The 12,627-nt window shown below is 42.9% G+C and carries 13 protein-coding genes; all 13 read right to left on the bottom strand.

Going from position 1 to position 12,627, the window contains the following annotated elements; genetic code table 11:
* Positions 1-11: 11 nt before the first annotated feature.
* Positions 12-875, bottom strand: coding sequence for an isocitrate lyase/PEP mutase family protein (locus MKZ25_RS01290; RefSeq protein ID WP_340799784.1), 864 nt, complete (start codon positions 873-875; stop codon positions 12-14).
* Between the two features lie 14 nt (positions 876-889).
* Positions 890-1,675, bottom strand: a complete 786-nt coding sequence (locus tag MKZ25_RS01285; protein WP_340799783.1) for an FAD synthetase family protein — start codon at positions 1,673-1,675, stop codon at positions 890-892.
* 51 nt (positions 1,676-1,726) lie between these two features.
* A complete protein-coding gene (locus tag MKZ25_RS01280) occupies positions 1,727-2,677 on the bottom strand; it encodes a VOC family protein (protein ID WP_340799782.1) in 951 nt (316 codons plus the stop codon).
* Between the two features lie 139 nt (positions 2,678-2,816).
* Positions 2,817-3,770 (bottom strand): SMP-30/gluconolactonase/LRE family protein, encoded by a 954-nt coding sequence (locus MKZ25_RS01275; RefSeq protein WP_340799781.1) that lies wholly within the window; start codon positions 3,768-3,770, stop codon positions 2,817-2,819.
* Positions 3,771-3,903: 133 nt separating this feature from the next.
* Positions 3,904-4,899 carry a 4-hydroxy-2-oxovalerate aldolase gene (gene dmpG / locus MKZ25_RS01270; RefSeq protein ID WP_340799780.1) on the bottom strand — a complete coding sequence of 332 codons (996 nt, stop codon included), beginning with the start codon at positions 4,897-4,899 and terminating at the stop codon, positions 3,904-3,906.
* On the bottom strand, positions 4,896-5,783 hold the full coding sequence (locus MKZ25_RS01265; RefSeq protein ID WP_340799779.1) for an acetaldehyde dehydrogenase (acetylating): 888 nt from the start codon (positions 5,781-5,783) through the stop codon (positions 4,896-4,898). The genes dmpG and MKZ25_RS01265 overlap by 4 nt, the downstream gene beginning before the upstream one ends.
* A 17-nt stretch (positions 5,784-5,800) precedes the next feature.
* Positions 5,801-6,571, bottom strand: a complete 771-nt coding sequence (locus MKZ25_RS01260) for a 2-keto-4-pentenoate hydratase (protein ID WP_340799778.1) — start codon at positions 6,569-6,571, stop codon at positions 5,801-5,803.
* Positions 6,572-6,585: 14 nt separating this feature from the next.
* On the bottom strand, positions 6,586-7,062 hold the full coding sequence (locus MKZ25_RS01255) for a flavin reductase family protein (RefSeq protein ID WP_179946262.1): 477 nt from the start codon (positions 7,060-7,062) through the stop codon (positions 6,586-6,588).
* A gap of 69 nt (positions 7,063-7,131) precedes the next feature.
* Positions 7,132-8,085, bottom strand: a complete 954-nt coding sequence (locus tag MKZ25_RS01250; protein ID WP_340799777.1) for a VOC family protein — start codon at positions 8,083-8,085, stop codon at positions 7,132-7,134.
* Between the two features lie 31 nt (positions 8,086-8,116).
* A complete protein-coding gene (locus MKZ25_RS01245) occupies positions 8,117-9,325 on the bottom strand; it encodes an acyl-CoA dehydrogenase family protein (RefSeq protein WP_340799776.1) in 1,209 nt (402 codons plus the stop codon).
* A gap of 20 nt (positions 9,326-9,345) precedes the next feature.
* The gene (locus tag MKZ25_RS01240) at positions 9,346-10,203 is read right to left on the bottom strand and encodes an alpha/beta fold hydrolase (RefSeq protein ID WP_340799775.1); all 858 of its coding nucleotides are present in this window, start codon (positions 10,201-10,203) and stop codon (positions 9,346-9,348) included.
* 13 nt (positions 10,204-10,216) lie between these two features.
* Positions 10,217-11,701 carry an FAD-dependent tricarballylate dehydrogenase TcuA gene (gene tcuA / locus MKZ25_RS01235; protein ID WP_340799774.1) on the bottom strand — a complete coding sequence of 495 codons (1,485 nt, stop codon included), beginning with the start codon at positions 11,699-11,701 and terminating at the stop codon, positions 10,217-10,219.
* Positions 11,702-11,769: 68 nt separating this feature from the next.
* Positions 11,770-12,624: an alpha/beta fold hydrolase gene (locus tag MKZ25_RS01230; RefSeq protein ID WP_340799773.1), complete on the bottom strand. Its 855-nt coding sequence runs from the start codon at positions 12,622-12,624 to the stop codon at positions 11,770-11,772.
* Positions 12,625-12,627 lie beyond the last annotated feature (3 nt).

Here is a 12,627-nt window from a genome sequence, read left to right as displayed (position 1 = left end):
CTTTCCGAATATTAAGAATATTGTTTTTCCAGTTGTTGGATTTCTTTTAACTTAAACAATTCCTGGCGCTGTTCCCATGTGCAAATGACATCATGAATGTTTTCCTGGCTTTCGTCACGCATTAAAATCTGCATTGCGTCCGTAGCACCTTTAATCGCACCGCGTAAAGCCGAATTCGCACACAGCATAATCTGGAAGCCTAAATTTTGCGCTTCCTGACGTGATACTAACGGCGTTTTACCACCTTCTACAAGATTGATAATATGCGGGATACCCGTTACCTCTTTTGTAATACGCGACAATTGCTCATATGTAGTTGGCGCTTCCACAAAAATTGCGTGCGCACCTGCCTCTTTATAAGCATTCGCTCTTTCAATCGCCTCATCGAAACCGAGGACACCTAATGCATCCGTACGTGCAATGATCGCTAACTGATCATCGGTACGTGCATCAAGGGCAGCTTTAATTTTTCCGACCATTTCATCCTGTGATATCACTTCTTTACCGTTGAAATGACCGCATTTTTTCGGCATGACCTGGTCTTCAATCTGCAATGCAGCCGCACCCGCCTTTTCCAGCACCTTTACCGTTCGCTGCATGTTGATCGCATTGCCAAAACCTGTATCGGCATCGACAACAATCGGAGTCGTTGTCACTTCACTCATCCAGGAAACGACCTGGGCGATTTCCGTTAAAGTCGTCAGCCCGACATCCGCCCAGCCAAGCTGTGCATTTGAAATACCGGCTCCTGTTGCATATATGGCCTTAAATCCCGTTTCTTCAATAATGCGGGCGGTCATTGCATCAAAGGCGCCCGGCAATATAAATGTGTCTTTACCTGCTAATAACTGTTGAAACATCTCTGTTTTTTTCAAGTTTAACCAGCCTCTCAACTAATTTCTTGGTATTTTTGGGTTGCGCGTTGATGGAAATAAATCGAACAATCATCGATATTTAAATCTTGGTAGAAAATAATGTCCTTGGCATTCTTCACATAAACTTTTTGCGAGATCGCCCGCTTACCGGCTAAAATCGTGACATAGTATTCTCCGCATTGAGGAAGTGTATAGTAATCGTGCAATCCGTTTTTCAGCGAGTATTGGATGCTATACGGCTTTCCTAATAATGCTGTTACTTCCTCGACATAGCCCCGTTTCAATTTTTCACGAATACATGTCGAGCTCACCTTTTCACCTGAAATGGCAAAACGCTTCACAACATCGACTTCAATTTTCCAGTCGCTGTCTGACTGGATTGTAGCGACCGTACCGGCTCCCTTAGCACCGTACGTATAGTCATAACCTGCTACGGCGTACTGCACTTGAAGCCCCACTAAATATTGCTGGACAAATTGCTTCGGTAAAAGAGCAGCAAACGTTTTCGTAAATTCCACTATATAGAACAAATCGACACCTAATGACTGAAAGCGTTCGGCCTTTTTCTCCATCGGCATTAAATAGTCTACTTCTTCATTTGAAAAGACCGTTTTCGGATGGGGAAAAAAACTCATAACAGCCAATTTCAAGCCTTTTTTCCGGGCTTTTTTTCTTGCTGCTAAAATTACCTGCTGATGACCTTTATGCACACCATCAAAAAATCCTAATGCCATTACTGCGGGTTCGCTACTTTGCTGGACAATCGGTAGATTTTTTTCATTTACGATAATTGTTTTCATGCTACTTCACACCTTTCTAAAATGTCATAATTTAGTGGTTAACTAAGGCTCTTACCTCGCTTCAATCGTAATATTATTTAATTCTTTATCCTGCACACTGTCGCCCCAATATGTATTACTTAAGGCACGTTCTTCCAATGTCCACTCAACAGGTTCCCAATCCGGTTCGAAAATTAAGTAACCGCCCGAGAATAATTCCACTCGGCAGCCACTTCCAGGATCCATTACATATAAGTAGATCGCCTGAGATACACCATGTTTACCTGGACCGATAAATGGCAGATTGTTTTCTTTTAAAATATCTGCAGCACGTAAAATATCCTGTGTATCATCCAGCCAGTACGAGATGTGATGGAGACGGGCAGGTGTTGGAAGCGTTTCCTTTTTTATCATCGCCACATCATGTACAAGGGGCGTCACACTCATCCAGCCCGCCAAAATACCGTCATCGCCACGTAAATACTCACGCATATTGAAGCCAAGCACTTCTGTTAAAAATGCATAGGATTCAGCTACATCTGTCGTCGTATGAATATTTACATGATCAAATCGACGCGGCGAAATCCCTTTGTTCCACGATTTATATACTTGGTTTTTCAGAACTGAAGCTTTATCCGGACCGGCTTTTGATTTTTCCACGTCATAATAGAGTTCAAATGTATGGCCGCTCGGTAATTGAAAACGGATCGAATCACCGATACCTGGTGTTGTGCCTTTTGGATATTCCTGTACATCTACCCCTTGCTCGACTAAAAGTTCATTGAAGCCTTGAACACAATCAGCTGTTTTTGTACGCCAGCCGATATGTTTGACGTGAGCACTTTCACCCGCTTCAATGCTCAAAGTATGATGCTGGAAATCACTGTAGGCACGTAAATAGTGAACACCGTCGATTTCCGCTGTTTCTTCCAATCCAATAATCTCTTTAAAGAAAACTAATGACTTTTCCAAATCTGTTGACACTAAAGCAACATGGCCTAGTTTAGCGATTTCTGGTGCCACTGCAATTCCCCCTTAAAATGATGGATATGAGTAACCTGTTTTAGGTTGTTATTGTTTTCAATGTTACAAAATGTACTTTTGGATATCTAGGAAACTTTTATTCAGAAAAATCTAACTTTTAGTAAAAAATTACTGAATTTCAGATATCCGTTCCGTTCCTTGCCAATAAAAACTCATATGGTAATACACCTGTCGTTTTTATCGGAAACTGCAGTAAATAGCCTGCTAGCGGCTCCTCTTTAATACGCGCTTCCGGCAATGCTTCATAAGCTGTTGTAACATACAGATTGTCCAAGTTTTTACCGCCGATCGTGCAGGACGTAACATGGGAAACAGGAATGATGAATTCTTCTTTGATCTGCTGCTCCTGTGGATTTATACATACAACACGTGTTTGTTCCTTACTTGTTTTTGCCATAAGACCACTTTTAAACAAAGTTACATACAAATTCCCTTCACTATCGATCGTCATGCCGGCCGGATATCCTTCAACCATTTTGAAAGTATAAACAATCTTTTCAAAAAGCAGCTGCCCGCTTTCTGTTAATTCATATTGAAAGATTGCGTGTTTTGATGAATCAATATGATAAAATTTATTTGTTTTGCGATCCCATTCCAAACCGTTGGAAATCGCTAATTTTGATAAATGCGTCTGAATTTCGCCTTCTGCATCAACGGAGATTAATTTCGCATTTTCGAATGGGTAGTTGGAAAATGCAGTTTGCGGCGTTTCTTTGAACTTTTTAAAAAAACCGTCTGAATAACCTATCCATAGTCGTCCGTCTGGTCCACATTTAGAATCATTTAAAAAATGTATTTCAGACAGATCTGGCGGCAAAACAAACGGTTTTTTCAGACCTAATTTAAAATTGATCAAATAGAGGCCGTCTTTGTAAACTCCAATAAACTGACCATCTGCAGTCGGGATAATGGACTGAATCCACCCCATTGCATCATACACATCTTCTATTTCGGTTTCCGGATTGAATGTGATGATTTTTTTATTCGCGATATCCAGCCAAATCACACCATATGCCTGATGCCAGATTGGACCATCTGCAAACTTCGCGCGGTATTTCCCACAAATTTTCATGCGCTCACCTTCTCTATCTATATAAGTATTTAAAATATGAGATGAATAAAAAGCTACCTCATTTATATTAAGGTAGCATTCAAAAATTATCGGTTTGTTTCATATATAATTGTATTGTGAACACAGCTTCTTATTATTTCATTAAACTCTGTGCCACCTCATAAATTAAATCTTCCTGTCCGCCGACTGTTTTACGGCGGCCCAGCTCAACTAAAATATCGCGTTCATCAACACCGAACTGTTTTGAAGCTTTTTCTGTATGGAGTAAGAAGCTTGAATACACGCCTGCATATCCCATAATTAAGCTCGAGCCTGATATTTCCTGAGGACGTGGTAAAATAGGTGCGACGATCTCATTTGCGACATCGATAATATTGTACAGATCGACACCTGTTTGAATACCCATCCGCTGTAACACGGCAACTAATACTTCAGTTTGCGTATTGCCGCTGCCTGCCCCTAATGCACGTAATGATCCGTCAATATAAGTAGCGCCGGCTTCAATTGCCGCTAAAGAATTCGCCATCGCCAGTGACATATTATTATGTGCGTGGAAACCGATTTCACAGTCGATATTTTCTTTCAATGCCCGAATGCGTTCCGTTACTTGATCCGGTAATAGGTAACCAGCAGAATCCGTCACATACACAATTTCCGCACCGTAGCTTTCAAATAATTTTGCCTGCTCGACAATGACGCTTGTCGGAGCCATATGTGCCATCATCAAAAACCCGGCAGTTTTCAGTCCCAATTCACGGCTATAGGCAATGTGCTGTGCTGAAATATCCGCCTCTGTCACATGTGTTGCAACACGTGCCATTTTTGCGCCCGCATTCACGGCATTTTTTAAGTCATCCTTAATTCCGATGCCGGGAATTAGTAAGACAGCTACTTTTGAATCGGTACATTCAGCGGCAGCAGCTTCGATTAACTTCAGCTCGTCCACTGCAGACAGGCCGTACTGCAAGCTCGATCCGCCTAAGCCATCACCATGTGCGACTTCAAAATACTCAACACCCGCCTGATTTAATCCTCTCGCAATGTCTCGTACTTGCTGCTCGGAATATTGATGCTTCATGGAGTGACTGCCGTCTCGTAACGATACGTCTAAAATATGAATGTCTCTCATCGCACAACCGCTCCTTGCGCTATTAGATTTTTGGCTAATTCATTTGCTACACGCGCAGCTGCTGCCGTCATAATGTCCAGGTTGCCTGAATAAGGCGGGAAGAAATCGCCAATCCCTTCCACTTCCAATAAAACCGATATTTTATTGCCTTCAAATATCGGTTCGCCACATAGACGGTAACCAGGCACGTATGTTTTCACTTCTTCAATCATTTCTTTAATAGAAGCGCGGATTTCATCTTCTTTCCCCGTCTCCGCTACGAGCGCATGGACGGTATCACGCATCATAATCGGCGGTTCTGCCGGGTTTAAAATGATAATTGCTTTCCCTTTTTTCGCACCGCCGACTGCTTCAATAGCGTTTGCCGTTGTCCTTGTAAATTCATCGATGTTCGCACGTGTACCCGGGCCCGCACTTTTGCTTGCGACCGTTGCAACGATTTCTGCATAGTCAACTGGCACAACACGGGAGATTGCTGCCACAATCGGGATTGTTGCCTGACCGCCGCACGTTACCATGTTGACATTGTCTTTTTCAAAATGCTCACTTAAATTTACCGGCGGGACAGTGAACGGCCCAATTGCTGCCGGCGTTAAATCAATCATCTTTTTACCTGCAGCTTTAATAACCTCGTAATTCTCTCTGTGAGCATAGGCACTCGTCGCATCAAAGACGATATCAACTTGATCTAACTGTGCTTTAAATCCTTCAATACCATTTTCAATCGCGATATAGCCACGGTCACGTGCACGTGCCAAACCTTCCGACTGCGGATCAATACCTACCATGACCGCCATCTCCAGTGCATCACAGCGCTCAATTTTATACATTAAATCGGTCCCGATATTGCCTGAACCGATGATGCCTACTTTTAACTTCGTCAATTAGCTCACCTCAATCGTCAATCTGTAAACTGTACTTTCAACTGTCCGTACTTACCGAAATCAATTTCAAACTCGTCATTCGCATCGAAGAATACTGCCGCTGTAATCGCACCTGCTAAAATGAATTGACCCGCTTTCAGTGAAATATCATATTCACTCAACATATTGGCAAGCCAGGCAATCGCTTTCGCCGGGTTTCCCATTACCGCGTTGCTTATACCTTGATCGATCACTTCACCATTTTTCTTCACGACAATCGGAATGTTAGCGAGTTCCTCAAAAGGTGGTAAATCAGATGGTGTACCGATAATTGCCCCCGCAGACGAACCGTTATCCGCAACCGTATCCTCAAATTTAAATTTCCAGTCCATAATGCGACTATCGATAATTTCAATTGCCGGTGCAATCGCTTTTGTTGCCTGTAATACTTCTTCGACTGTCACATTCGGACCTTTTAAATCTTCCTTTAATAAAAAAGCAATTTCGAATTCTACTTTCGGTTGAATAAACTGCGATTTCGAAATTGTACTGTTATTTTCATATACCATTGTGCTCAAAATATGCCCGAAATCAGGCGTGTCTACATTGAACATCTTCTGCATGACTTCGCTCGTCAATCCAACTTTCATGCCTACCAGTTCAGCTTCCTTCAATTTCTCTTTAATTTGCAACAGCTGAATATGATAAGCGTCGTCAACTGAAATATCAGTTGACGACGTGAAAGGTTCAATTGGCTGTTTCGAACGTTCAGCAGTTAATAAGGCATTGGCAGCGTGTTGAATATCCAATTTGAATCCCCCTGTTATACAGTAATTGTTTCCAATGAACGGTATTTGCCCGCATAAAATAGTAACGGTTCTTTCGAATCATCCAGTTTAATATCCCGTACTTTGCCGATGAACAAAGTGTGATCGCCTTCAACATACTCCGACACAACATCACAGCTGATCTGCGCGATGGCACCTTGTAAAACCGGTACCCCTGCCAAGCGTTCGAAAGTTACCTCCACGACTTCATCTTTCTTTTGACCGGCAAAAACCATTGAATAGTCCTGCTGATCTTCAGCTAAAATATTGACACCGAAGATGCCGCTCTCTTTAATTTTTGGCAGGCAGCGCGCCTTTTCACCGATTGAAATGACAACTAGCTTCGGTTCCAAAGAAACAGACATGAATGCATTCGCTGTCATACCATGCTCTTGTTTATCGTGTTCTGTTGTAATGACGGTAACACCTGTCGCAAACTTGCCCATCGCATTTCTGAATAAACGGTCATCCATCATAATGTTGCCTCCTCTTTGCAGATTATATTTTCACTTCGTAAACTATCCGCTTTGCTGCGAAACATTTTACGCTTTAATTGTCGGGTTATTTTCGGGGTTATTGTCCATTTGGTCGCCCCAATAAGTGAAGCCCAGGCTCATCTCATCCAATGTCCAACGAATCGGCTCCCAGTCCGGCTCGAAAATTAAATAGCCGTTTGTGAAGATTTCCAGACGCACACCGCTGCCAGGGTCAATTGCATAAATGTACATCGCCTGTGAAATTCCGTGTTTCCCCGGCCCTTTAAACTCAATACCGTTTTCTTTTAAAATATCCGCTGCACGCAATAAATCCTGTGCATTATCCAACCAGTATGAAATATGGTGTACTTCGTGTGTAGAAGCGGAATGCGGATCAAAGCTGAATGCAATGTCGTGTACAAGTGGTGTTACACTTAACCATGCACCTAAATAGCTTCCGTCCGGCGCTTCCACATATTCACGTAAGTTAAAACCTAAATGCTGTATCATAAAATCTGAAAACTCATTTGCAGGAATAGAGCTTAATAGATTCACATGGTCGATACGACGCGGTGATACCCCCCTATTCCATGATTTATGTGTCTGATTTTTTAGTACTGAACGTGTTTCCGGTGCAGCCAATGTTTTTTCCATATCAAAATAAATTTCGAATGTATGCTTACTAGGAAGCTGGAAGCGGAATGCTTTTCCTTGCCCTTTTTCCGTGCCTTCCGCTACCCAGTTGATTTCGATTCCTTCTTTTTGAAGGTTTTCAGCAAACGCATCTACATCTTCAGGACGTTTTGTACGCCATGCAATATGATCAAGGCGAGACTCTTCACCGGCGCGAAGTGTTAATGTATGGTGCTCGAAGTCACCCCATGCACGTAAATAGTGAACACCGTCTGCTTCTTCTGTTTCTTCAAGACCAATTACTTCTTTAAAAAACCAAAGTGATTTTTCTAAATCTGTACTTACTAAACCAAAGTGGCCAAGTTTTGAAATTTCCGGATTTGTCATAGTGCATTCCCCTTTTTGATTATTTATTTATCTACGCGAAATATGTGTTCGGCTCCAGATCCACCATTAAACGTCCATGTGTTTCAAGCAAGCTTGACGGTGTAATGAATGCATGTAAATGCATCGTAATAAAGTCGCGGTAAAATGCCTGAAATACGTTGTTGTTGTAAGCAAAAACCGAACCCGCTCCCGCCAGCATCAAATCATAGGCTTCCTTACATAATTGGTTGGCATAGCCGTACTGTGCTTTAATGCGAATACTCACTTTTTGCGTGAATTCCTTGCCGCTCGTTGAATATTCATCCAAAATTTTGATCGCATTTTCAAATAATGATCTTGCGCACTCCAATTTCATATCGATTTCTGCAATCTGTAAATGTGTGAGCGGTGCATCCGACATTTTGTTGTAGAATGTATTGCCGATTCCGGCTTTGTTCACTCGTTCCATATGGACATCAAATCCGCCAAGAGCTGTGCCCAGTACCGGTGCTGCAATCGACAATGTCAGTGAAGGTACGAATGGTGTACGGTATAACGGATTGTCCTTTAATTCATCGATCATATAATGACGCTGCTGCGCTAAACGGTCCAATGAAATGCGGTGATCCGGGACAAACACTTCTTTAATAACAATACTGTTACTGCCTGATCCTTTTAATCCGACTACATCCCAGTCATCCAAAACTGTTACGTCTTCACGAGGCACGATCAAAATCGCCATTTCGATTCCGCCGTTGCCATCGTCAACCGGAGCGCCACAGTAGAACCAGTCGGCATACGGAGCTCCCGATACGAAAGGCCACTGTGCATCTTTAATGAAGTAACCGCCGTCAACTTTTTCAATATCGATACGGATCGGTTTAAAGTTGCCTGCTAAAATCACATCATTATCGCGGTTTGGTCCAAAAATCTCTGCCAGCGCTTTTTCGCCATATACATAGGAAATCATGTAATCGCGAATATTGCTTAACGCTGTAAACCATCCGGCAGACGGATTTCCGCGGCTGATTTCAGTTACGACATCAAAATAGTTTTGCATGCTTGTTTCATGTCCACCGAAAATTTTTGGTCGTAAAATCTTCAATAATCCTTTTTCACGCATTTCCTGAATGATTTCATCTGGAATTTGGCTGTTTTTATCAATTTCCAATGTTGCTTCACGTAATTTCGGAATGAGCTGGCGAGCGTTCTCAACAAGCATTTCGCTTACAGACAATGTACTTACTACTGTTTCTCCCATGATATAGCCCCCTTATATGATCAAGAATGTACTTCTTTTTTATCCTTTGTGAAAAAGTGCTTTGTCGCGTGTAAAAATTCTTCACGCTGTTCGATCATTGCCCAGTGACCGCATCTTTTTAAGATACGCAGCTCTGCATTCGGCAAGTGTTCCAGCGCATAAAGACTGCTTTGTACCGGCACGAAACGATCGTGGTAACCATGGATTAATAAAAACTCATTTTGCATACGCTCCAGTGCCGTTTGCGGAATTTGGAATTCAATCATTGTTGAACGTGTAAAGTTTTCACGGTAGGAACGCTGAATTTCCGGGCGTTGGAATGCTTCCCAACGAGCCTCCACCACTTGATCCACAAAGTCCTGCATGCGGTCCAAGTCATAGACGAACCAGCTCAGTAAGTTGCGCAAGTTTTCTTTTGTTGGATCTAAATGGAAGTTTGCCAGTTTCGACAGCTCCGGTGTTGGCTGTGATAATGAGACACCTGCACCCATTAGCACAATTTTATTGAAGCGCTCTGGAGCAGCCATGTTCAAATAGGTCGCTACTACGCCGCCTAAAGAGTTCCCGATCAGATTTGCTTTTTCAATGTTCAGCGCATCCATTAAATCGAGCACTTGCTTCACGCGTACCGACATCCATTGCACACCGTTTTCCGGATATTCTTCCGGATGGTCCGTGTTGCCGAAACCGAATAGATCAAGGGCGACTACATGGAAATCCTCCGCATAATCATCGATGACGAATTGCCAGTTTGCTTTACCATTTGCTCCAGGGCCAGATCCGTGGATTAAAATAACCGCATCTTTATTTCCGATACCGCCCTCCATAATAAATGTTTCGTAATCCCCTGTTTTTACTTTGCGCTCTATAATTGTCATAAAACTTCCTCCCTTAAATCGTAATTTTTCTTCGGCTATATTTTGCGGCCTGTTCTCCTGCAATACGGCCAAATACCGCACCGGAAGTTAAACCGGCTCCACCCGGATAATTGTCGTAATACAAACCACCGACAATTTCACCCGCTGCATACAAGCCCTCTATCGTAGTGAAATCATTATGAATGACTTCCGCTTTTTTTGAGATTTTCAAACCGCCGTACGTAAATGTTATACCGCACCCGATGGCATACGCTTCAAACGGACCTTCTTCAATCGGGTTAGCCCAATTGGATTTTGGAACGTCAAGACCAGTTGTTGCTTTGCCGTCCAATATATTCGGATTGAATGCCGTATCACGGTTGACCGCTGCATTATAGTCATGAACTTCCTGCAGGAAACGATCTTTATTGATACCATCCATCTTTTCTGCTAATTGTTCCAGCGTAGGCGCGGACACTTTCGATACGTGACGCCCTTCGTATTCTTCACGCAGGAAAGGTTTTGTTTTTGCATCGAAAATTTGCCATGCACACTGCCCCGGTTGCTTTAATATTTCACGTCCGAGTTTGGCGTACGTATAATTTCGGAAATCGGAGCCTTCATCTATAAAGCGTTTACCTTCATTATTGACGAGGATGCCGAAAGGATAACTTAGTTTCTGGAAGCCTTCCTTATAGTCCGGCAAGTAACGGTCGCCTCCAACTGCGTGTGCCCCGGACCAGTTTCCTGTTGTTCGGGCCCCTAGCTGCATTGCCATTCGCAAGCCGTCTCCCACATTATATTTACAGCCGCGCGTATGAACGGTATCCCAACCAGGACCTAAATATTTCGTTCGCATTTCCACATTTGCATGGAAGCCGCCGCTTGCCAGTACAATCGCCTGACAGTCAATCCGGCGTTCTTCACCGGCATGACGGACGATAATCCCTCTTACTTTTCGCTGCTCCGTTACGAGATCTACAGCGGCTGTATTGTAGTGGATTGTAATGCCTGAACGATTGGCTTCATTATGTAACGCATCAACTAAGCCTTTTCCGCCGCCGACTGCTTCGATGACCATGTTCCCCCAAAATTTGAATTTTCCGTCTATTTTGTATGCCTGACGACCATAGATCGGGATAAACTTAATATTATGATCGAGTAACCATTGCATCGTTTCAAAGCTCTTATCGGTCATGACCGATGTTAAATCGTAATCTGTACGAAAGTTTGACATCGTGCATACGTCATCAAAGAACTGTTCGCTTGGATAGCTGCCGAAATCCGTCATCGCAAATTCCTCATCCGTCATATCCGGCAGCAATTGCCGAACCTCTTCACCATCTTTAAAAGCAAAGCGAATCGACCCATGCGTATATGTCGTATTCCCACCCTTTTCTTCTTCAGAGGAAATTTCCAGTACCGTTACTTTCGCGCCATGTTCTGCTGCCGAAATGGCCGCGCATAACGCGGCATTTCCGGCACCTACTACGACGATATCTGCTTGTTCATTTAACATTTTCAAATCACTTCCACTTCATTTTGTAAGCGCTTTATTATCATTCAGCGGAAAACACCCAGTAGAACTTAAATTTTACGGTTAAAGAATTGTTGGATTAAATAATTGAATGACTCTTTTTTCTCGATTTGCGTCCAGTGACCGCATTGAGGGAATACATGCAATTGTGCATTCGGAATGTGTTCTGCTAAATAATAGCTTGATTCGATTGAGCATACTTTATCGTTTTGACCATGGATCAGTAAAATTTCATGGTTGATGCGGTTCAATGCTACGACCGGAATCGGTACTGCTGCCGTTGAGAAAATCGAGTTATTTGAACGCTTCACTTCCTCACGCATTGCATTGGCATAACGTGCATCCGTTAAGCCGTCAATAACCGGCTGCATCGCGTCTTTGTCGTAAACGAACCATCCCATAATTTGCTGGAGACGCTTTTTAGAAGGATTATCATAGAATGATTTTGCGCGAGCCAACTCCAGGCTTAGCTTCGTATTAGGTGTACCACCCGGACCCATTAATACAACACGGTCAAAGCGTTCCGGATATTCAAGCAGCAATTCGAGTGCAATGGAACAGCCTAACGAGTTCCCTACTACATGTGCTTTTTCGATTTCATAGTAATCCAGTAACTCAATTAATTGTTCAACCCAGCAATCCATCCACATTTGGCGATTTTTAAGCGGTTCATCCGGATGATCACTATCCGCAAAGCCGTATAGGTCAGGTGCTAAACAGTGAAACTCATTTCCGCAGTCATTCAATGCATAACTCCAGTTGGCGATTGATGTTACACCAGGACCTGAACCGTGTAAAAATAGAATCGTTTCATTTGTCTTTGAACCTGCCTCATGGACAAACGATGTATATTTACCTGTTTTCACGTGACCTGATTTGATTGTCATTTCATTTGCTACTGTCATTTT

This window comes from Solibacillus sp. FSL W7-1464, from assembly GCF_038004425.1.
Classification (GTDB): domain Bacteria; phylum Bacillota; class Bacilli; order Bacillales_A; family Planococcaceae; genus Solibacillus.
Note: the sequence above shows the minus strand (reverse complement) of the source record. Positions and strands in the feature narration are given on the sequence as shown.

Excerpts from the sequence above, each read along its gene's own strand:
- MKZ25_RS01285 (WP_340799783.1), bottom strand. The coding sequence starts at position 1,675 with ATGAAAACAATTATCGTAAATGAAAAAAATCTACCGATTGTCCAGCAA.
- MKZ25_RS01275 (WP_340799781.1), bottom strand. The coding sequence starts at position 3,770 with ATGAAAATTTGTGGGAAATACCGCGCGAAGTTTGCAGATGGTCCAATC.
- dmpG (WP_340799780.1), bottom strand. The coding sequence starts at position 4,899 with ATGAGAGACATTCATATTTTAGACGTATCGTTACGAGACGGCAGTCAC.
- MKZ25_RS01255 (WP_179946262.1), bottom strand. The coding sequence starts at position 7,062 with ATGGATGACCGTTTATTCAGAAATGCGATGGGCAAGTTTGCGACAGGT.
- MKZ25_RS01250 (WP_340799777.1), bottom strand. The coding sequence starts at position 8,085 with ATGACAAATCCGGAAATTTCAAAACTTGGCCACTTTGGTTTAGTAAGT.
- MKZ25_RS01245 (WP_340799776.1), bottom strand. The coding sequence starts at position 9,325 with ATGGGAGAAACAGTAGTAAGTACATTGTCTGTAAGCGAAATGCTTGTT.
- MKZ25_RS01240 (WP_340799775.1), bottom strand. The coding sequence starts at position 10,203 with ATGACAATTATAGAGCGCAAAGTAAAAACAGGGGATTACGAAACATTT.
- tcuA (WP_340799774.1), bottom strand. The coding sequence starts at position 11,701 with ATGTTAAATGAACAAGCAGATATCGTCGTAGTAGGTGCCGGAAATGCC.
- MKZ25_RS01230 (WP_340799773.1), bottom strand. The coding sequence starts at position 12,624 with ATGACAGTAGCAAATGAAATGACAATCAAATCAGGTCACGTGAAAACA.